The sequence below is a fragment of the Streptomyces sp. S063 genome, assembly GCF_002832675.1.
In the GTDB taxonomy this organism is placed as follows: domain Bacteria; phylum Actinomycetota; class Actinomycetes; order Streptomycetales; family Streptomycetaceae; genus Streptomyces; species Streptomyces sindenensis.
The window spans coordinates 4226471-4247264 of sequence record NZ_CP021707.1 but is presented as its reverse complement, the minus strand read 5'-3'; the positions used below and the strand labels follow the sequence as shown (position 1 = coordinate 4247264).

Here is a 20794-nt window from a genome sequence, read left to right as displayed (position 1 = left end):
CTTTCGGAAGTTCTCACGCGGTGCACAGGAAACGGATCGGCGGATCAGATGATCCGCCGGCTCCAGTACTCCTTGTACGAGCCGACGAAGTAGCCGGCGGTCTTCTTCGAGAAGTCGCCCTGCTGGAACATCGACGGCTTCACGTAAGCCTTCTTCTGCTGCTGCTGCGGCTTCATGACACCTTCCCTTCTGTGCGGTTGACGCCCGTTATGCCCAAAGGACTTCTGCATAACTGGAGTTACTGGTGCGACGGGTGTTCGTCATGCGAACACCAGGGCCATCATGTCCGACCGTTGAACCGGTACGCGTGATTCCGACTTACCGCATGAAGTTGGCTGGATAGCGCGAGCGGCGAGGTGCGTCGCGGACCGGTTCGGGGGCCTCCGCCCGGGCCCGGTCGCCCTGACGTCCGCCGTGTGCAGTCGCACACCGCCCCGCCGGAGGGGCTTCGTGGACTGGACCAATGACTGGACGTGGTCGCCGGACCCTACGGTGAGCTGCCACGACGGGGAGCGGCCGACAGGAGGCCCCGGGGAACCGGCCGGAGCGGGCCGCGGGGCGGCTCCGCGACCGCTTTACCCCAGGGAGCCCGGGCGCGCCACCGCCCTCGGCAGGGGTGCGCCGAAACGCACTGCCGTACGGGAGTGGCCACGGCAAGTAGTCATTCGGCCACGCCGAGGGCCCGCGCTGCCCCGTCCGCTACCCCGCGCGCAGCCGGTAGCCGCCCCAGGCCGCCGTTCCCGCGCCCAGGAACAGCGGGATCATGCCGTAGCCGACGAGCATCGAGGAGTGGGCGTACCAGCGTCCGCCGTCGAACACCTGGGTCGCGGTGATCGTTTCGGGGTCCATCCGGCCGTCGTGGTCGGCGAAGAGGATCCTGCTGCGGCTGATCTCCGCGGACCGGGGCACGCCGTCCACATGGGCGCGCAGGGCCTCGTGGGCCACCCTCTCGCGCTCCGCGTCGTTGGCGCGCTGCTGGGCGGGCGTCTCGCCGGAGCAGTGCCAGACGGTCTGGCCCTTCTCGGTGCGGGTGTCGTCGCAGTCGATGCGGCCGAAGGTCTCCACCCGCATACCGAGGGCGCCGGAGAGACCCGTCCCGGCCACCACGACGAACAGCCCCGCCGCGAACAGCACGGCCCCGCCCACGACGAGCGAGACCCCCTTGAGCCGCCCCCGGCCGCCCGTTCTCCCCGTAGCACGCACGCTCATGCCCGTACCGCCCCCCGTGTCCGTACGACCGCGGCCTCGCCCCATTGTCCCCGGACACGCCCCAGGGGCGGCACCTCCGTGAAGGAGATACCGCCCCTGGGGGACGTACCTGCGTACTCGACGTACGCGGAACCTCGATCGACCGGCGCGGAGCCGGAACCGATCAGAAGTCCATGTCACCGCCCGGCATGCCGCCCGGAGCGGCCGCGCCGGCCTTCTCGGGCTTGTCGGCGATGACGGCCTCGGTGGTGAGGAACAGCGCGGCGATGGACGCGGCGTTCTGCAGGGCGGAGCGCGTGACCTTCGCCGGGTCGAGAATGCCCTCGGCGATCATGTCGACGTACTCGCCGGTCGCGGCGTTGAGGCCGTGACCGATCGGCAGGTTGCGGACCTTCTCCACGACGACGCCACCCTCGAGACCACCGTTGACGGCGATCTGCTTGAGCGGGGCCTCCAGCGCGAGCTTCACGGCGTTGGCGCCGGTCGCCTCGTCACCCGTGAGGTCGAGCTTCTCGAAGACGGCCGAGGCCTGGAGCAGAGCCACGCCACCACCGGCGACGATGCCCTCCTCGACGGCGGCCTTGGCGTTGCGCACCGCGTCCTCGATGCGGTGCTTGCGCTCCTTGAGCTCCACCTCGGTGGCGGCGCCGGCCTTGATGACGGCCACGCCGCCGGCCAGCTTCGCGAGGCGCTCCTGGAGCTTCTCGCGGTCGTAGTCCGAGTCGGAGTTCTCGATCTCGGCACGGATCTGGTTGACGCGACCCTGAACCTGGTCGCTGTCACCGGCGCCGTCGACGATCGTCGTCTCGTCCTTGGTGATGACGACCTTGCGGGCACGGCCGAGCAGGTCCAGGCCGGCGTTCTCCAGCTTGAGACCGACCTCCTCGGAGATCACGGTGCCGCCGGTGAGGATGGCGATGTCCGCGAGCATGGCCTTGCGGCGGTCGCCGAAGCCCGGGGCCTTGACGGCGACGGACTTGAACGTGCCCTTGATCTTGTTGACGACCAGGGTGGAGAGCGCCTCGCCCTCGACGTCCTCGGCGATGATCAGCAGGGGCTTGCCCGACTGCATGACCTTCTCCAGCAGCGGGATCAGGTCCTTGACGCTGCCGATCTTCGAGTTGACGATCAGGATGTACGGGTCGTCGAGCGACGCCTCCATACGCTCCATGTCGGTGGCGAAGTACGCCGAGATGTAGCCCTTGTCGAAGCGCATACCCTCGGTGAGCTCCAGCTCCAGACCGAAGGTCTGGGACTCCTCGACGGTGATGACGCCTTCCTTGCCGACCTTGTCCATCGCCTCGGCGATCTTGGCGCCGATCTCGGTGTCGGCGGCGGAGATGGAGGCGGTCGAAGCGATCTGCTCCTTGGTCTCCACGTCCTTGGCCTGCTCCAGCAGAGCGGCGGAGACGGCCTCGACGGCCTTCTCGATACCGCGCTTGAGGGCCATCGGGTTGGCACCGGCGGCGACGTTGCGCAGACCCTCGCGGACGAGCGCCTGGGCGAGAACGGTGGCGGTGGTCGTACCGTCGCCGGCGACGTCGTCCGTCTTCTTGGCGACCTCCTTGACCAGCTCCGCACCGATCTTCTCGTACGGGTCCTCGAGCTCGATCTCCTTGGCGATGGAAACACCATCGTTGGTGATCGTGGGCGCGCCCCACTTCTTCTCGAGGACGACGTTACGGCCCTTGGGGCCGAGGGTGACCTTGACGGCGTCGGCGAGCTGGTTCATCCCGCGCTCGAGACCGCGCCGTGCCTCCTCGTCGAACGCGATGATCTTGGCCATGTGAAGTGGTCCTCCCGGACAGGGGTGGATTGCTCCGGACCGAGAGGCGCCCGCGACGGACGGCCTGCGTGCGTGGTGGTTCCTTGCCCCACCGCGCCTGCGGGCCTCACCGGCCCGGTCCAAGTTTCTGTCACTCTCACCTGGAGAGTGCTAACGCCAATGATTAGCACTCGACCCCCGAGAGTGCAAGCGCCTTCGGCCGGTGCCCGCCATGCGGTCGAGGGCGCGGAGCGCGACCGGCTCCCGGACGCGCGCACGTCGTCGCCCCCCCTTGAACGCGCGTAAGGCCCGATCCCCTGGAATTCGCCGATCCCGGGGTCGGGCCCTACGTGCGTGAGTGGTGTCGTCGGACGACCGCGCCGAGCTCAGCCGACGGCGAGCTTGACCATGTCGGCCTGGGGCCCCTTCTGGCCCTGCGAGATCTCGAATTCAACTCGCTGCCCCTCTTCGAGGGTGCGGTACCCGTCCATCTGGATCGCGCTGTAGTGGACGAAAACATCCGCACCACCGTCGACCGCGATGAAGCCGTACCCCTTCTCCGCGTTGAACCACTTGACGGTGCCCTGAGCCATGCCTAACTCCCCTATTACTGGCCCTTGCACGGGACCGCACTTCGCGGGCCCGGGTCGGAACTCACCCTCCGACAGGAGAGGGTGCGCGGCGCCGCAGCGCGTCGACCGCGGCTGAATGTATCCGCCCAACTGCCCTCTGCAACAGGTCAATCGGACGAGAATTCCGGGCGCGGCGGAACACGCGAATATGCGGGTTTGCTGAGATTTACGGGCAAGTCGGGCCAGGCAAAGGGCACTTATGCCGCAAGAGGTTCAGGTACTTTGGCTGCTTCTTATCGGGGCCGGGCGCATTCTCATATGCGGGCGGCACGGGCAGCGGATGGGGCTTCCCCAACTGTACCGCGCTCAACCATGCAGAATTGCCCCCTCCGCTTCTCTCGCGGAGGGGGCAACAGGGGTCACACAGAGGTGCGGCGGGGGCCGCCGTGGAGCGGCCCCGGGCGGTTCAGCAGCCGCCGGCCACCGCGGGGATGATCGAGACGCCGGCGCCGTCCGGGGTGGCCGCGTCCAGGCCCCCCTCGAAGCGCACGTCGTCGTCGTTGACGTACACGTTCACGAAGCGGCGCAGCTTGCCCTGGTCGTCCAGGACGCGGGCCGCGATGCCCGGGTGGTCCTTCTCCAGGGACTCGATGACCTCGGAGAGCTTCGTGCCCTCCGCCGGCACCTCGGCCTGGCCGCCCGTGTACGTACGGAGGATGGTGGGGATGCGGACCTTGACGCTCATGGTGGTGCCCTTCTTCCTTCGTTACGGGGTGGTCGTCAGGCGGTGCCGAGGCCCGCGGCGCGGAACGCGTCCAGGCTCGGCTTGATGGTGGCCGTGGCCTGCGAGGTGGCGGAGACCGCGTCGAGCGTCTTCAGGCCGTCGCCGGTGTTGACGACGACGGTGGTGAGCGCCGGGTCGATGACACCGGCCTCGATGAGCTTCTTCGTCACGCCGAGCGTCACCCCGCCCGCCGTCTCGCCGAAGATGCCCTCGGTGCGGGCCAGCAGCTTGATCGCGTCGACGACCTGCTCGTCGGTGACGTCCTCCACCGCGCCGCCGGTGCGCCGGGCGATGTCGAGGACGTAGGGGCCGTCGGCCGGGTTGCCGATGGCCAGCGACTTGGCGATGGTGTTCGGCTTCTGGGGCCGCACGACGTCGTGCCCGCCCTTGAAGGCGGCGGAGACCGGGGAGCAGCCCTCGGCCTGGGCGCCGAAGACCTTGTACGGCTTGTCCTCGACCAGACCGAGCTTGATCAGCTCCTGGAGCCCCTTGTCGATCTTCGTGAGCTGCGAGCCGGACGCGATCGGGATGACGATCTGGTCGGGCAGCCGCCAGCCGAGCTGCTCGCAGATCTCGTACGCCAGCGTCTTGGAGCCCTCGCCGTAGTACGGGCGGAGGTTGACGTTGACGAAGCCCCAGCCCTCGCCGAGGGGGTCGCCGATCAGCTCGGAGCAGAAGCGGTTGACGTCGTCGTAATTGCCCTCGATGCCGACCAGTTCACCGCCGTACACCGCGGCCATGACGACCTTGCCCTGCTCCAGGTCGTGCGGGATGAACACGCAGGAGCGCAGTCCGGCGCGGGCGGCGGCGGCGCCGACGGCCCCGGCCAGGTTGCCCGTGGAGGAGCAGGAGAGGGTGGTGAAACCGAAGGCGCGGGCGGCCTCGACGGCGATCGCGACGACGCGGTCCTTGAAGGAGTGCGTCGGGTTGCCGGAGTCGTCCTTCACGTACAGGCCGCCGGTGACGCCCAGCTCACGGGCGAGGTTGTCGGCCTTGACCAGCTTGGTGAAGCCGGGGTTCAGGTTGGGCTTGTCCGCGACGTCGGCGGGGACGGGCAGCAGCGGGGCATAGCGCCAGATGTTGTCCGGACCGGCCTCGATGCGCTTGCGCAGTTCCTCGGCGGAGCCGGTGGGCAGGTCGTAGGCCACTTCGAGGGGCCGAAACAGGACGCACAGGCGAAGAGGGGGCCGAGCTCGAAACGCTCGCCGCACTCGCGGCAGGAAAGCGCCGCGGCGGGACCGAGGTCCACGGGGGCGGTGGTGGCATTACCTGCAATGGTCTGAACAGCCATGATGGCGGAGGCCCTTTCTCCTCATCTTCCTCGCGACGCATTTCGCCGCAAGACGGAATTGGCACCTTCCCCACCGTGACCTCGCGGTCGGCAGGAGGGTTGCCGGGACTTCAACGGGCCGTTCCCTCAGTCCCTCTGGATGAGCTCTATGGCGCTGGATCTTCGATCCAGGCGTTTATGTGCGCTCCGACCCCGACATGCGACGGTCATCCGCGTTGTTCAAGACTGTAACCGAAGCACCGGACCGTTGAGATAGTCGTCCGAACCGCGAGATGGATCACACACAGGGAGTGCCGACCGTGCTCGAAGAGGTGGAACGCTGGCTGACCAGGCGTTCCTGGTCGTCCGGCGACCGCCCGCTCAACCGGCTCACCGACGCCCGGGCCGCCGACCCGCGCCGTACGTCCGTGAGCGTGGTCCTGCCCGCGCTGAACGAGGAGGCCACGGTCGGCGCGATCGTGGCGACGATCCGCCGCGAGCTGATGGAGAAGATCCGGCTGGTCGACGAGCTCGTGGTGATCGACTCCGGATCCACCGACGCCACCGCGGCGGTGGCCCGGGCGGCGGGCGCGCGCGTGGTCCACCGGGACGCGATCCTGCCCCGGATCCCGGCCGTGCCCGGCAAGGGCGAGGTGCTGTGGCGCTCACTCCTGGTGACCAGCGGGGAGATCGTCTGCTTCGTGGACGCCGACCTCAAGGACTTCTCGGCGGACTTCGTCTCGGGCACGGTCGGCCCGCTGCTCACCGATCCCACGGTCCAGTTCGTCAAGGCGATGTACGACCGCCCGCTCGGCGGCAGCGCAGGTCAGGGCGGCCGGGTCACTGAACTGGTGGCACGCCCGCTGCTCAATCTGCACTGGCCGCAGCTGGCCGGTTTCGTACAGCCGCTGGGCGGCGAGTACGCGGTGCGGCGGTCCCTGCTGGAGCGGCTGCCGTTCCCGGTCGGTTACGGAGTGGAGCTGGGGCTGCTCGTGGACGCGCTGCACACGGTGGGCCTGGACGCGCTGGGCCAGGTCGACGTCGGTGTACGCGTCCACCGCCACCAGGACGGTCAGGCGCTGGGCCGGATGGCGGCGGCGATCTACCGCACGGCCCAGCTGCGGCTCTCCCGGGGCCACCTGGTGCGGCCGGTGCTGACCCAGTTCGAGCGCGGCGAGGAGGGCTTCGTACCGCGCACCCATGCGGTGGACACGGAGGAGCGGCCGCCGATGCGGGAGATCGCGGAGTACGCGGAGCGCCACGCGGCGTGAGCGGGCGAGGGGCGGCCGTCCGGGGCGGACCCGCGGCGTGGGGCGGCGGGACGCGTGCCCCCGCGAGCGGGACGCGTGCCCCTGCGAGGCGTTTGACGGCTTCCCGAACGGGCTAGGTTCCGCTACATGGTCTCCGAGCACACGTCTTCCTCGCATGCCCAGGTCCTCGTCGCGTCCAACCGCGGCCCGATCACGTACACACTCGACGAGGACGGGACGCTGGACTCCAAGCGCGGCGGCGGCGGTCTCGTCTCCGGGCTGAGCGCCGTCGACGACAAGCTGTGGGTGTGCGCCGCGCTGGGTGACGGTGACCGCGAGGCGGTACGCCGCGGGGTCGGCGAGCCGGGCGTGCGGATGCTGGACATCGACGCCGAGGTGCACGCCGACGCGTACAACGGCATCGCCAACTCCGTGCTGTGGTTCGTCCACCACCTGCTGTACCAGACACCCGTCGAGCCGGTCTTCGACACGGAGTTCCGGCGGCAGTGGGCCGCGTACGAGGCGTACAACCGGGCCTTCGCCCAGGCGCTCGCCGAGGAGGCCGGGCCGGAAGCGGCGGTCCTGGTCCAGGACTACCACCTGGCCCTGGTCCCCGGCATGCTCCGCGAGCTGCGCCCGGACCTGAGGATCGGCCACTTCTCGCACACCCCGTGGGCCCCGGTGGACTACTTCCGGCTGCTGCCCGACGACATCGCCGAGCAGCTGCTGCGCGGCATCCTCGGCGCGGACCGGGCCGCGTTCCTGACCCGCCGCTGGTCGGACGCGTTCATCGGCTGCTGTACGGAGATCCTCGGCGGCACGGGCCGCACCAGGATCGGGGTGCACGGCCTCGGGGCCGACGCGGACTTCCTGCGCCGCCGCTCCCACGAGGCGGACGTGGACGAGCGGATGGCGGCGCTGCGCGAGCAGGTCGGCGAGAACAGGAAGACGATCGTGCGGGTGGACCGCACGGAGCTGTCCAAGAACATCGTGCGCGGCCTGCACGCGTACCGGACGCTGCTGGAGACCCGCCCCGAGTGGCGCGAGCGCGTCGTCCACATCGCCTTCGCCTACCCCTCCCGCCAGGACCTCTCCGTCTACCGGGACTACACGGCGGCGGTCCAGTCACTGGCCACGGAGATCAACGGGGCGTACGGCACGGATGGTTGGACGCCGGTCGTGCTCCACGTCAAGGACGACTTCGCCCGCTCGCTGGCCGCGTACCGACTGGCGGACGTGGCCCTGGTCAACCCGATCCGCGACGGTATGAACCTGGTCGCCAAGGAGGTCCCGGTCGTCTCGGACCACGGCTGCGCCCTGGTGCTGTCGCGGGAGGCGGGGGCGTACGAGGAGCTGGGCGAGGACGCGATCGTGGTGAACCCGTACGACGTGACGGGCACGGCGGAGGCCCTGCACGAAGCGCTGACGATGAGCGTCGACGAGCGGTCGGGCCGCACGAAGCGGCTCGCGGAGGCGGCGACCGCGCTCCCGCCGCAGCGGTGGTTCCTGGACCAGCTGGAGGCGCTGCGGCAGGAGTGAGACCCCTCGCGGCTTCACAGCCGCTCGGCCAGGGCCGCCGCCCGGTCGTGTCTACAGGCGGTCCGCCAGGGCCGCCAGGAAGTCCACCACCGCGGCGGGGCCCGGCACCGACAGGTCGGCCCGCTCGGCCAGTTCGGGCACCTCGGCGCTGCCGCTGCACACCAGGAGGCCGGGGACACCGTCCGGGCCCTCGCCGCGCAGCTTCTCCACGGCGGCGAACGCGGCGAGGTCCCCGAGGTCGTCGCCCGCGTAGATCACGGACTCCGCGTCCAGCTCCGCGACGAACCCGGCGAGCGCGACGCCCTTGTCCATGCCGGGCGGGCGCAACTCCAGCACCAGCCGACCCGGTTCGACGATCAGCCCGTGCTTGGCGGCCAGCTCGCCGAGGGGCCCGCGCAGCGACTCGAAGGCCGCCTGCGGGTCCTGCGCCCGCCGGGTGTGGACGGCGAGGGCCTGCCCCTTCTCCTCGATCCAGGTGCCGTTCCAGGCCCCGACGTCGTGGAGTACGCCCGGGAGTTCGGCGCGCACCGCCGTGACGCCCGGATGCGGGGCGGGGGCGCGGACCGTGCCGGTCACGGCGTCCCAGCGCTCGGCCCCGTAATGTCCGAGCACGACGAGGCGCTCCAGGCCGGGGACGCCCGCGAAGCCGCCGTAGCGCACGGCGACGCCCGCCGGGCGGCCGGTGATCACGGCGATCGCGGCGACCTTCGGCGCGAGCGCGGCGAGCGCGGCGACGGTGCCGGGGTGGGCGCGGGCCTGCTCGGGGTCCGGGACGATGTCGGCGAGCGTGCCGTCGAAGTCGAGGGCGACGACCGCGCGGTCGGGCCGGGCCAGAACGGCGTCGAGCCCCTCGCGGCCGGCCGGGGTGGTCGGGTTCGGAAGACGTTCCGGGTGACTGCCCATGGGGCGAGCCTAAGCCCTGGACCGGTCGACCACGAGCCCTGCCCCGGGCGGAACGCCCCCTACTCGGGGGAGCCCGCCAGCTCGACCGGCCGGGGCCGCAGCGCGAACAGGGCCGGCAGGACGGCGGAGCCGGCGGCCAGGAGCGCGGCGGCCGCGACGACGAGGCCGAGCGTTCCCCAGGGCACCACGACGGCGGTCGTGACGCCCAGCAGCGCCAGCGCGCCCCACACGACCAGCAGGTTCACCGCGGCGACCAGGCCCCCGAGCACCGCGCCCACCCCGACCGCCGCCACCGCCTCGGCCACGACGAGCCGCAGGACCTGCGGGACGGTGGCCCCGGCGAGTCGGAGCACGGCGAGGTCGCGCCCCCGGTGGGAGGTGGCCATCACCAGGGTGTTGGCCAGGGCGGTCCCGGTGGCGAGCAGAGCGATGCCGAGGATCATGCGCAGGCCGGTGCGCGTGGGGTCGTCCGGGCCGGGGGCGGCCGCGGGCGGATCGTCAGCGGGGCGGGCATCCGGCCCCGGACCGGTCGGGGCCGGCCGCTCCGCGGGGGTCTCCACCCGCGTACCGGTGTCGGCAGCGGCGGTGTTCAGCGCGGCGGCGACGGCGCGCCGGTCGCCGCCCGGAGCGACCTTGACGTCGATCCGGTCGGTCTCCGCGCCCCCGGCATTGCGCGCGGTGACGTAGACGCCGTTGTCGCCGGTGCCGGTGGCCAGGACGGCGGCGATCCGCAGCGACCTCTCGCTCCCGTCGCCGAGCCAGACGGTGACCCGGTCGCCGACCCGGGTGGTCAGCCACTCCTCGTTGACGACGATCGAGCCGTCGTCGAGGTCGGCGAGCCGGCCGGCCGTCACGGGCGGCTTCGCCACGTCTGCCAGCCGGGCGGGGTCGACCGCGCGGGCCTTGGAGGAGACGAGGGCCGTGTCCTCTTCGAGGACCGTGACGGCCGTCGACCGCGAGGCGCTGACCACGGCCCCGTCGATGTCCCGCACCCGCTCCAGCAGGGCGGTGGCGAGCGGCCGGCCGTCCTGTTCCGACGTCACCACGAAGTCGGCGATCGTGACGGTGCGCGCCTCGGTGGCCCTGGCCTCCTCCAGTGTGGCGACCGTGCCCGTCAGGGAGGCGGCGAGGGCGACGGTGATGAGGACGGGCGTGGCGACGGCGGCGGTCCTGCGCACCCCGGCGGCGGTGTTCTCCCGGACGAGTACGCCGGTGGCGCCGGGCAGCCTCGCGGGCAGCCAGGTCAGCAGCCGGCCGACCGGGCGCACCAGGACGGGCGCGAGGAGGGCGCAGCCGACGATGAGGAGCATGGGCCGGGTGACATAGGACTTGCGGCCCAGCAGATCACCGGGGTCGGTCGCCAACGCCAGGGCGGGCAGGCCCAGTCCGAGGAGCAGGACGAGAACGGCGGCCACCCAGCGGCTCACCGGCATCACGCGGCTGTCGACGGCCGCCTCGCGCAGCGCCTCGGTCGGGGCGGTACGTCCGGCCCGGTGACAGGAGACGAGGGCCGCCGCCGTGGCGACGGCCACCCCGGCCCAGAAGGCGGCGTGCAGCGGCCAGGACGGGTCCCCCAGGGCGAACCAGGACGGCGCGAGGCCCGCCTCCGTCATCCGGCGGACCAGCAGGGGCGCGCCCGTGGCCCCGAACAGGGTGCCCGCCGCCGAGGCCGCCACCCCGATCAGGACCGATTCGGCGAGCACCGTACGGCGGATCTGGCCGGGCGTCGCACCGGCGGTGCGCAACAGCCCGAACTCCCGCCGTCTTTGGGCCACGGCGTAGGAGAACGTCGAGGCCACGACGGCGGCGGAGACGAACAGGGTGATGCCCGCGGCCGTGCCGAGCAGCGCGTTGACGGAGACCAGGGCCCGGCCGTCGCGGTCGGGGTCGGGATCGGCGCGGCGGCGGTCGTGGCCGGTGAGGACGTCCGTGCCGCTGTCCGGTCCGAGCGCCTCGCGTACGGCGGCGGCGTCGGCGTGCACGACCAGGGCGTCGATGGCCGGGGAGATCCGGGCGGCCTCGTCGTCGGTGAAGAAGACGGCGTCCTCGAAGCCCCGGCCGGCCACGGTGCCGACGACGGTCCGGGTCTCGCCGCCGGCGGGGGTGCGGACCCGGACGCGGTCCCCGGTGCGGAGCCGGGGGCCGCCGGACCCGGTGGTGACGACGACGTCGCCCGGGGCCGCGGGAGCGCGACCGGTGGTCAGGCGGTACGGGGCGGCAGCGGCGACGGACCACGGGTGCCCGACCCGGGCGTCCACGGCCTCACGGGCGCGAGGGTCCACGACGTCCGCCGGGAACGTACGGTCCTCCACCGTCCGCCCGAGGGCGGCCAGCCGAGCGGCGAGACCCGGCGGGACCGGGCCGGGCCGGTCGAGAGGAGCGGTCCGGGTCCCGGTCGGGGTGTCGACCCGGAGAAGGCCGTCGGCCCGGACGACGACGGGAGCGGCGGCGAACCGTTCGGGGCCTCGCTCCGGGGCGTCGAACGTCGCGGCGAGGGCGAGCCCGGTGGCGGCGATGAGCCCCACGCCCAGGGCCAGGGCGACGAACGACCCGGCGAAGGTGACCCAGCGCAGCCGGACCCCGCGCAGCGCGAGCATCAGCACGGGACCACCGCCCGGAGCTCCGGAGCGGGGAGCGCCGTCATCCGCGCGGCGACCCGCTCCGCCGAGGGCGCGTCCAGCTCGTCCCTGATCCGCCCGTCGGCGAGGAAGAGGACGCGGTCGGCGAAGGAGGCGGCGACCGGGTCGTGGGTCACCATGACCACGGTGCGCCCGTCGTCGGCCATCGCCCGCAGGAGGCCGAGCACCGCGCGCCCGGCGGTGGAGTCCAGGGCGCCGGTCGGCTCGTCGCCGAAGAGCACATCGGGCCGGGTCGCCAGGGCACGGGCGACCGCCACCCGCTGCTGCTGGCCGCCGGAGAGCTCGCCGGGCCGGTGACGGGCCCGGTCCCGCAGCCCGACCCGGTCCAGCGCGTCGAGCACCTCCGCCCGGCGCGGCCGGCGCCCGGAGAGCCTCAGCGGCAGGGCCACGTTCTGTGCGGCGGTCAGGGAGGGCAGCAGGTTGAACGCCTGGAAGACGAAGCCGATCCGCTCCCGGCGCAACCGGGTCAGCCGGGCCTCGCTCAACCCGGTCAGATCGGTGTCGCCGAGCAGCACCCGGCCGCCGGTCGGCCGGTCCAGGCCCGCCGCACAGTGCAGGAGTGTCGACTTGCCGGAGCCGGAGGGGCCCATGACGGCGGTGAACGTGCCGCGGCGGATGGTCAGGCTGACATCGTCGAGCGCGTTCACCACGCCGCCGCCCCGGCCGCCGCCACCGTAGGAGCGGGTCACGGACCGGAGCCGAAGCGCCGCGGGCGGGTCGGTAGTCGCTGCTGGATTCATGGCGTCCACTCAACCGGCGGCGCTCGCCCCGCACATCGCAGCCAGGCGGAGTCCTCGTGGTGGAGCCAGCTCCACCACGAGGGGGCAGGAAGCAGGGTGGCCGCCCGCGAGAACCGTCTCGTAACGTGCCGGGCATGCTCACCCCAGCCCATCGCCCCCGTCATCACCGGGGTCCACGCCCACCCGCCTGCGGGCCGCGCTCTACCTGCTGACCAGCGTGCCCCTCGGCGCCGTGACGCTCCTCGCGCTGCTCCTCCTGGCCGGTGCGGGCAGCGCGCTGGCCGTGGTCGTCATCGGGGTGCCGCTGCTGCTGACGCTCGTCCTCTCCGGCATCCCGCTGGCCGCGCTGGAGCGGCGAAGGCTCCGGCTGATCGACCCGGTGCCGCTCGCCGACCCGCACCGCGAGCCGCCCGCGCCGGGTTTGGCGTCCTGGCTGCGGACCCGGCTCCAGGAGCGGTGCACCTGGCGGGAGTTGGCGTACGCGCTGCTCTTCGCGTGCGTGCTGTGGCCGTTGGAGGCGCTGGCGGTCGGCACGGTTCTCCTGGTGTGCGGCGGGCTGATCGGGACGCCGGTGATGATGGCGGCGGGCGGGGACGGGGAGGCGCGGGTCCTGAAACTCTGGCTGGCGGATTCCTGGCCGGAGGCGTTCGCGGTGCTGGTCGCGGGGGTGGTGCTGCTGCCGCTGCTGACCTGGCCGCTGGGGATCGTCGCCCGGGGCCGCGCCGTCCTGACGCGGGCCCTGCTCTCCCCGCCGGAGGGCGCGCTCGACTCCCGGATCGAGGAGCTGGACCGGTCGCGGATGCGGCTGGTGGACGCGTTCGAGGCGGAACGCCGCCGCATCGAGCGCGATCTGCACGACGGCGCGCAGCAGCGGCTGGTGGCGCTCTCCATGACGCTGGGCCTCGCCCGGCTGGAGAAGCCGGCCGAGCCCCTGAACGGGCTGTTGCGGCGGGCGCACGAGGAGGCGTCGGCCGCGCTGGTGGAGATCCGGGAGCTGATCCACGGGATCCACCCCCAGGTCCTCACCGACCGGGGCCTGGTGGCCGCCGTCGAGGACCTGGCGGACCGCTCGACGGTCCCGGTCGACGTGCGTCTGGCCGTACCGGGCCGGCTGCTCGAAGCCGTCGAGACCGCCGTCTACTTCGCGGTGAGCGAGGCGCTGACGAACGTGGCGAAGCACAGCGGGGCGACCCGGGTGACGGTGACCGGCGAAGCCGCGCACGGGCGGCTGACGGTGGCGGTCGAGGACAACGGGCGCGGCGGGGCGGTCTCGGTCCCTGGGACGCACACGGACACGGCCGGCGGGACCGGGCTCCAGGGTGTGGCCGATCGCCTCTCGGTGCTGGGCGGGGCCCTGCTAGTGTCCAGTCCGCCCGGAGGGCCGACGGTGTTCCGGCTGGAGGTCCCCTGCCCGCCCGCGGATTCGAGGACCTGATGCTGCGCGTCGTACTGGCCGAGGACAGTGTGCTCCTGCGCGAGGGCCTGGTCGGTCTGCTGGAACGCTTCGGGCACCGGGTCCTGGCCGCCGTGGGCACGGCCGAGGAACTCGACGCCGCCACCCTGGCACACCGCCCGGACATCGTGGTGACCGACGTCCGGATGCCGCCCGGCTTCACGGACGAGGGCCTGCGGGCCGCCGTCGCACTGCGCGGAAAGCTGCCGGGACTCCCGGTCCTGGTGCTCAGCCAGTACGTCCAGCGCGCCTACGCCGAGGACCTGCTGTCCACCTCGGACGGTACGGGGGTGGGCTATCTGCTGAAGGAACGCATCGGCCACGTCGAGGAGTTCGCCGACGCGCTGCGCCGGGTGGCCGAGGGCGGCACGGTGGTGGACCCCGAGGTCGTACGGCAGTTGATCCGGCACCGCCGCGATCCGCTGGCCCGGCTCACCGCCCGTGAGCTGGAGGTGCTCGCCCTGATGGCGGAAGGCCGGTCCAACGCGTCCGTCGCCGAGGCCCTGCACGTCGGCGAGGGCACGGTCAGCAAGCACTTCGGCTCGATCCTCTCCAAGCTCGACCTCGATGTCTCGGACGCCACCAACCGACGGGTGCTGGCGGTCCTGGCCTTCCTGCGCGGCTGACCCTCGCCCTCCCCCGCACACCCCACCCACTCGCTCCCCGAGCTGCCGAGCTTGACAGTCATTCCCTCACGACTCCATGATTCCATTAATTGATTCATGGAATCACGGATCACGGAACCGAGGTGAGGCGCGTGGCAGACACGAGCACCCCGAACGCGACGTCCGGCAACTGGGCGCTGGAGGCCCGCGGCCTGGGCAAGCGCTACCGGCGCGGCTGGGCGCTGCGTGACTGCTCCTTCCGGATTCCGGCCGGCCGCATCTGCGGTCTGGTCGGCCCGAACGGAGCCGGCAAGAGCACCCTGCTCGGGCTGGCGACCCGCCAGGTGCAGCCGACCACCGGCGACCTGCGCGTCTTCGGCGTACCGGTCGACGACCCCGCCGTGCTGCCCCAGGTCGCGTTCCTCGGCCAGGACAAGCCGCTGTTCAAGCGGTTCACCGTGGCCGAGACGCTGCGCATGGGCGCCGAGCTGAACCCCGGCTGGGACGCGGCCGCGGCGGAGCGGATCGTCCGCGCGGGCAACGTCCCGGGGGACGCGAAGGTGGGCACGCTCTCCGGCGGCCAGCGCACCCGGGTGGCCTTCGCGCTCGCCTTCGGCAAACGGCCCGACCTGCTGCTCCTGGACGAGCCGATGTCGGACCTCGACCCGCTGGCCCGGGACGAGATGAGCACCCTGCTGATGGCGGAGGCCGTCGAGCGCGGCACCACGGTGGTGATGTCCTCGCACATGCTGACCGAGCTGGAGGACATGTGCGACTACCTGCTGGTCGTCTCCGAGGGCCGTATCCGCATGGCCGGTGACGCCGACGCGCTCGTACCGGCGCACACCCTGGTCACCGGGGTGTCCCGGGACGGCTCGCTGCCGCCCGAGCTGGCCGGCCACACCGTCGTCGAATCCCGCGTCCAGGGGCGGCAGTTCCAGGCGATGATCCGTCCCGGAGGCCCGCTCCCGGCCGACTGGGAGAGGGCCGAACCCTCGCTGGAGGAAGTCCTCCTCGCCCATCTCCGCTCCCCCGACGCGCCCCCGCTCTTCACCCAGGGCGCCCGCGTCGACGCCGAAGGGACCCAGGCAGCATGAGCACCACCACCCTCACCGAGAAGCCCGGAGAGCCCGGGAAGCCCTCCGAACTCGACTCCGGACGCCGTCTGTTGCGCGGTCTCCCCTGGCTCGTCGTCCGCCAGCACCGGGTCGCGCTGGCCTGCGTCCTCGGCCTCACGGTGCTCACCGCCCTCTGGATCGCGTACGAGCGCCACGAGCTGGTGCAACTGCTCGACGCCAAGGGCTGGCCGGAGAAGGACCCCGGCCGGCCGATGGAGAACAACCGCGGCTACGAGTACATCACCAACATCATCAACGGCCTGCCGCTGATCCTCGCCGTCTTCGTCGGCGCCCCGCTGATCGCGGGCGACCAGGAGAGCGGCACCGCACAGCTCGTCACCACCCAGTCCGTGACCCGCCGCCAGTGGCTGATCGCCAAGCTGGGCCTGGCCTACGGCCTCGCGCTGATCTCCGGCCTGGTGCTCTCGGCGCTGTTCACCTGGTGGTGGAAGCCGCACCGCTCCCTCTTCCTCAGCGAGTGGATCGACGGCGTCATCTTCGACAACACCGGCCCCGTCCTCCCCGCCTTCCTTCTCTTCCTCACCGCCGCCGGCGTCACCATCGGCGCCCTGGTCCGCCGGATGCTCCCGGCCATGGTGGGCACGTTCCTCTTCACCTCGGTCACCACCGTGTTCGTCTGGGACGAGATCCGCGTACGGCTCGGGTCGCCGCAGATGTTCACGTACCCGAAGGACACCGAACTCCCGGCCCGCTTCCACGACGTGTACGAGCTGGACCGCTGGGTCGGCAGCGCGGACGGCACGCTGTACGGCTGGGGCACCTGTGCCGAGGCGACCGACGAGGCGCAGAACGCGTGCATCAAGGAGCACGGCATCGTCAACGACGTGATCGAGTACCTCGACTACGGACAGATGGCGACGATGCAGTGGACCGCGGCGGGCATCCTGCTCGCGGGAACGATCCTGCTCACGGCGTTCACCCTCTGGTGGACCTCGCGCCGCCCCCTGTGACCACGCGTCCCTCCCCTACGTAAAGTGTCGGCAATCGAGCGGAAGGTGAAGTCCGTGGTCGTGTTCCGCATCGACCGCCGCGGTGGAGTGGCGACCTACCTCCAGATCGTCCGGCAGGTCGAGCAGGCGCTGCGCATGGGTGCGCTGGAGGAGGGCGACCGGCTGCCCACCGCGGCCCAGGTCGCCGCGACCACGAAGGTCAACCCCAACACGACCCTCAAGGCCTACCGCGAGCTGGAGCGCATGGGACTGGCCGAGGTACGCCAGGGAGCGGGCACGTTCATCACCCGCACCCTCGCCCAGCCCCGGACCGGCCCCGGCTCCCCGCTGCGCACCGCCCTCACCGACTGGCTGGCCCAGGCCCGCGCCGAGGGCCTCACCGGCCAGGACGTCACGGCCCTGTTCCACGCGGCGTTCGAGAGCGCGTACCCGGGCGAGGCGCCGGACTGACCGATCGGGTCACCTGACCGACAGGCCCGCTCAGGCGCGGTTGTAGCGGTAGCCGCTGCCGTGGGCGGGCCCCACGTCGTGCAGGATGCCGGACCCGGCGACGGTGAAGAACGAGGCATCGGTATCGCGGCACATCCCGCCGGAACGGGCCTTGTCCACCACGGCGGTGCCCACGTTGATCCGGTTCCCGCCGTCCGCCACGGAGCTGAGCTTCGCCGTGTACTCGCAGTGCCCCGAACCCTGTACGTCGGCGATGAGGGTCACGGCCGACTGCCCGGGCGACACCCGCCGGATGACCACGGTGTGCGGCTGAAGGACGTCGTACGGGGACGCGATGGACCAGGTCCCGACGAAGTGCTGCGGCACCCGGCCGTCGGGGGCGGGATCCGGGGCGGGCGGTTGCGCGGCACCACCGGAGCCGCCCGACCCGGACGAACCCGATGAACCCGACGAGCCGGAGCCGTCCTGCGTACCCCCTCCGTCGGGAGCGCCGCTCCCCTCGGCCCCGGACGATCCCCCGCCGGAAGCGGAACCGTCGCCGGCGCCCTGCCCGCCGCCGGAGTCGCCACCGCCTTCTTCTCCGCCCGGCCCCTCTTCCGAGCCTTCTTCCTTCTTCCCGTCTCCCTTGCCCTTCCCGCTGCCCTTCGGGCCGTCCTCGCCGCCCTCGCCCTCGCCCTCGCCCTTCCCGGCGGGAGCGGCCGGGTCGCCGGAGGGGCCGTCGCCGTCGGCGGGCGGCGCGACGGCGTCTCCGCCCCGGGCATCGGTGCCGCCGGGGTCGCGGTTGAGGAAGGCGGTGGTGCCCCCGGCGGCCAGCACGGCAACGACGGCAGCGGCGACAACCCAGGCACGCCGCCGACTCCGACGCCGGTGCCGGTCACCGGCACCGGCATCACCACCGGCACCCGAGGCATCCGGAACGACAGGCGAGGCGGCACGAGCCGGTTCGGGCGCGAGGGCGGGGGACGGGACCGGCGGGAGGGCTGCGGCCGAGTCCGGGTCCGGGTCCGGGTCCGGGTCCGGTGACGGGCTGCCCGCCTCGCTGCCCGTCACCGGTGCCGGCCGCAGATCGACCGTGCCGGGGTCACGAGCCTCGGGGGCATCCGAGACTTCTGGTACGTCCGCAGGCTCCGGCACATCCGCACGCTCCGGCACATCCGCGTCGAGCAGCAGCGCGGACTGCTGCGCCAGGCGGGCCAGGAGCACCGGCGGCAGCCACGCGCCACGGAGCGCGTCCGGGGACCGGTCGGGCTCCAGCTCCTCCAACAGCACGTCCACGCCCGGGCGTTCGGCGGCGCTCTTGGTCAGGCAGCGTTCGATGAGCTCGCGCAGGGAGGCGTCCTCCACCGCGTCGAGGTCCGGCGGGGACTGGACGATCCGGAACATCACCGCGTGCTGGTTGCTCGCACCGGCGCCGAACGGCAGCTGCCCCGTGGCCGCGTACATCAGGACACAGCCGAGGGAGAAGACGTCCGCCCCCGCCCCGGTCTCCTCGCCGAGGATCTGTTCGGGCGCCATGAACCCGGGCGAGCCGATGACCATGCCCGTGCTGGTCAGCAGGGACTCCACGGAGACCTGGAGCGCGCGGGCGATACCGAAGTCGATGACACGGGGGCCGTCGACGGTGAGCAGGACGTTGGACGGCTTCAGGTCCCGGTGGACGATCCCGGCGGCGTGAATGCCGCGCAGCGCCCGCAACAGCCCGTCGGCCAGGGCGTGGACCGATGCGGCGGGCAGCGGCCCGTGTTCCCGCACGGCCTGTTCGAGGGAGGGGCCGGGGACGTAACCGGTGGCCACCCACGGGCGGTCGGCGTCGGCGTCGGCGTCGAGTACGGGAGCGGTGTACCGCCCGCCGACGCGGCGGGCCGCCTCGATCTCCCGGCGGAAGCGGGCCCGGAACTCCCCGTTCGTGATGTGCTCCTCGTGCACCACCTTCACGGCGACGGTGCGCCCGCCCGCCGAACGGGCCAGGTACACCCGGCCCATCCCGCCCGCACCGAGCCGGCCCAGCAGCGGATAGGGCCCGATCCGCACCGGATCACCGGCCGCGAGCGGCCGTATGCCCTCCATCGCCGTGTACCCCCGGCTGCCCTTGTCCGCGCCCTCGCCCATGCCGACCCGATCCCCCGATGGCCTTGTGTCCTGCGGTCGTTGACGCCCGGCCGGAGCCGTGCGCGCGATCAGGATAGGCCGGAGACCGCCTCACGGCCGGTCACCGGCCGGCGGATGCGCCCACCGCGGGCGTCGCCCGGTCGCGGCGCGATGGACCGCTCCGGGGCGCGGGACGGACATGGCACCGCCCCGCGCCCGGCTCCCCCCGGAAGGTCCGGTGACGAGGTGCCCGGTCAGCCGGCGGCACCCTCCGACGGCATCGCCCGGAGATACGTGAGCATGTGGTCGAACTGGCGGCGCCCGGTGTCCGACGCGAGGTGCGCGCCGTACACGACGTCCCTGAGTTCGTCGTCGCTGAGCAGAGGCCGCTGTTCGCGCAGACCGTCGGAGAGCTCCCGGCTGTGCCGGGGGTCGATCGCCACATGGGCGGTGAAGTAGATCCGCACCTCGTCGTCGAGGATGCCGACGCGGGTCATGCCCTCCAGAATGCGGACGAAGTGCGGCTCGACCCAGCTCTCGAAGACGAGGAAGCAGCCGTACGCCATCATCTTGTACGCGGGGCGGGTGAGCAGCGCGGCGTTGAGGTTGGACGTCAGCTTGGCGAACCAGGGGTGGCCGACACGGTAGCGGTCGAGCGCCTCCCAGCCGTCATCGGAGGCCTCCAGGAGCCGGCGGAGCCAGTACGTGTGGAAGTTCTCCAGCTTGCCACGACCGCACTCGTCCCACAGGTTGGCGGCCGCCACGGCCTTCTGCATGCCCTGGAGGCCCACGACGAGGAGGGCGACCTCGTCGTCCACGACCTCGTTGCGGATCAGCTCGCACTGCAGGAACCGCTCGATCTGCTCGCGCGACGCCTCGTCCCGGATGAAGTCGAACAGGGGGTGGACGACGCCCGGGTTGGTCTCCGCGAGGTGGTCGAGGTGATCGGCCGCCTTGAGCTGGTCGTCGAACCGGGGTACGTCGCCCGGGGTGACCCAGTGGTCGAAGAGCTCCCGCTCCAGCGAGATCTTCGCGGTGAACTGCGCTATCTCGCCGTCGTCGTCGGTGTGCCGGGTGTAGGCGCCGTCGCGGTAGCCGAAGTTGTGGGCGTAGATGGCGGCCAGGTGGCGGTGCAGGAACCGGCCGTGGGCCTCCGGGTCGTGTCGCAGACCTTCCAGGATCGCGCGCTGCTTGGCGGGCTCGTTGGCGAGGAAGTCGATCAGCTCGGGGTCGAAGCCCTCGAAGTGCTCGACCGGCGGCCAGTAGTGGTCGTACAGCCTCAGCGTCTCGTCGGACCGCGGTCCTTTGAGGCTCTTGGCGAGCGAAGAGGGCTTCTGCTGGGCGACGGCCCGCTCAGAAGCGGTGCTGTTGGCGGCTCCGGTCATCGGGTACTCCTATGGGTGCTGTGCGGGTCGTACGGATGAGCAAGTCGTGCCGG

Annotated in this window: 17 protein-coding genes, 1 pseudogene and 1 riboswitch; of the genes and pseudogenes, 7 read left to right on the top strand and 11 right to left on the bottom strand. The window is 72.2% G+C overall.

Annotation, left to right across the window (positions count from 1 at the left end):
- Positions 1-44: 44 nt before the first annotated feature.
- The 6 genes and pseudogenes from CCZ36_RS19605 to thrC form a co-directional block, all read right to left on the bottom strand.
- Positions 45-176 (bottom strand): keywimysin-related RiPP, encoded by a 132-nt coding sequence (locus tag CCZ36_RS19605; protein WP_128818240.1) that lies wholly within the window; start codon positions 174-176, stop codon positions 45-47.
- 523 nt (positions 177-699) lie between these two features.
- Positions 700-1209, bottom strand: coding sequence for a hypothetical protein (locus CCZ36_RS19600; protein WP_069735453.1), 510 nt, complete (start codon positions 1207-1209; stop codon positions 700-702).
- A 163-nt stretch (positions 1210-1372) separates the two neighbouring features.
- Positions 1373-2995 (bottom strand): chaperonin GroEL, encoded by a 1623-nt coding sequence (groL, locus tag CCZ36_RS19595; protein ID WP_003967345.1) that lies wholly within the window; start codon positions 2993-2995, stop codon positions 1373-1375.
- Between the two features lie 365 nt (positions 2996-3360).
- On the bottom strand, positions 3361-3567 hold the full coding sequence (locus CCZ36_RS19590; protein WP_003967346.1) for a cold-shock protein: 207 nt from the start codon (positions 3565-3567) through the stop codon (positions 3361-3363).
- A gap of 445 nt (positions 3568-4012) precedes the next feature.
- On the bottom strand, positions 4013-4291 hold the full coding sequence (locus tag CCZ36_RS19585; RefSeq protein ID WP_006126483.1) for a MoaD/ThiS family protein: 279 nt from the start codon (positions 4289-4291) through the stop codon (positions 4013-4015).
- Positions 4292-4326: 35 nt separating this feature from the next.
- Positions 4327-5621: pseudogene (gene thrC / locus CCZ36_RS19580) on the bottom strand (threonine synthase).
- Positions 5622-5639: 18 nt separating this feature from the next.
- Positions 5640-5767, bottom strand: a riboswitch (SAM riboswitch).
- 153 nt (positions 5768-5920) lie between these two features.
- Here thrC and CCZ36_RS19575 point away from each other — a divergent pair.
- Both CCZ36_RS19575 and CCZ36_RS19570 read left to right on the top strand, forming a co-directional pair.
- Entirely contained in the window at positions 5921-6871 is a 951-nt protein-coding gene (locus tag CCZ36_RS19575) for a glucosyl-3-phosphoglycerate synthase (RefSeq protein WP_069735611.1), read from the top strand.
- Between the two features lie 126 nt (positions 6872-6997).
- Positions 6998-8389 carry an alpha,alpha-trehalose-phosphate synthase (UDP-forming) gene (locus CCZ36_RS19570; protein WP_069740895.1) on the top strand — a complete coding sequence of 464 codons (1392 nt, stop codon included), beginning with the start codon at positions 6998-7000 and terminating at the stop codon, positions 8387-8389.
- A 51-nt stretch (positions 8390-8440) separates the two neighbouring features.
- Here CCZ36_RS19570 and otsB read toward each other — a convergent pair whose 3' ends face one another.
- The 3 genes from otsB to CCZ36_RS19555 are packed head-to-tail and all read right to left on the bottom strand — an operon-like array spanning position 8441 to position 12671.
- Complete coding sequence (gene otsB, locus CCZ36_RS19565; protein WP_069740894.1) at positions 8441-9292, bottom strand: trehalose-phosphatase; 852 nt, start codon at positions 9290-9292, stop codon at positions 8441-8443.
- A 59-nt stretch (positions 9293-9351) separates the two neighbouring features.
- A complete protein-coding gene (locus CCZ36_RS19560; protein WP_128818239.1) occupies positions 9352-11895 on the bottom strand; it encodes an ABC transporter permease in 2544 nt (847 codons plus the stop codon).
- Entirely contained in the window at positions 11889-12671 is a 783-nt protein-coding gene (locus CCZ36_RS19555) for an ABC transporter ATP-binding protein (RefSeq protein WP_069735612.1), read from the bottom strand. Before CCZ36_RS19555 ends, CCZ36_RS19560 begins: the two co-directional genes overlap by 7 nt.
- A gap of 217 nt (positions 12672-12888) precedes the next feature.
- Between CCZ36_RS19555 and CCZ36_RS19550 the strand changes: the two genes are divergently transcribed.
- The 5 genes from CCZ36_RS19550 to CCZ36_RS19530 all read left to right on the top strand — a co-directional run bounded on the left by CCZ36_RS19550 (position 12889) and on the right by CCZ36_RS19530 (position 17268).
- Complete coding sequence (locus CCZ36_RS19550) at positions 12889-14106, top strand: sensor histidine kinase (protein ID WP_128818238.1); 1218 nt, start codon at positions 12889-12891, stop codon at positions 14104-14106.
- Positions 14106-14750 carry a response regulator transcription factor gene (locus CCZ36_RS19545; RefSeq protein ID WP_069735458.1) on the top strand — a complete coding sequence of 215 codons (645 nt, stop codon included), beginning with the start codon at positions 14106-14108 and terminating at the stop codon, positions 14748-14750. The genes CCZ36_RS19550 and CCZ36_RS19545 overlap by 1 nt, the downstream gene beginning before the upstream one ends.
- Before the next feature lie 131 nt (positions 14751-14881).
- Positions 14882-15826, top strand: a complete 945-nt coding sequence (locus CCZ36_RS19540; protein ID WP_069740891.1) for an ABC transporter ATP-binding protein — start codon at positions 14882-14884, stop codon at positions 15824-15826.
- Positions 15823-16818 (top strand): ABC transporter permease, encoded by a 996-nt coding sequence (locus tag CCZ36_RS19535; protein WP_069735460.1) that lies wholly within the window; start codon positions 15823-15825, stop codon positions 16816-16818. Before CCZ36_RS19540 ends, CCZ36_RS19535 begins: the two co-directional genes overlap by 4 nt.
- 45 nt (positions 16819-16863) lie before the next feature.
- Positions 16864-17268, top strand: coding sequence for a GntR family transcriptional regulator (locus CCZ36_RS19530; RefSeq protein ID WP_079149421.1), 405 nt, complete (start codon positions 16864-16866; stop codon positions 17266-17268).
- A gap of 30 nt (positions 17269-17298) precedes the next feature.
- On the opposite strand, the gene CCZ36_RS19525 is transcribed toward CCZ36_RS19530, so the two are convergent.
- Together CCZ36_RS19525 and CCZ36_RS19520 are read right to left on the bottom strand one after the other, a co-directional pair.
- On the bottom strand, positions 17299-19377 hold the full coding sequence (locus CCZ36_RS19525) for a serine/threonine-protein kinase (RefSeq protein WP_128818237.1): 2079 nt from the start codon (positions 19375-19377) through the stop codon (positions 17299-17301).
- Positions 19378-19610: 233 nt separating this feature from the next.
- Entirely contained in the window at positions 19611-20741 is a 1131-nt protein-coding gene (locus CCZ36_RS19520; RefSeq protein ID WP_069735463.1) for an iron-containing redox enzyme family protein, read from the bottom strand.
- Between the last annotated feature and the right edge of the window lie 53 nt (positions 20742-20794).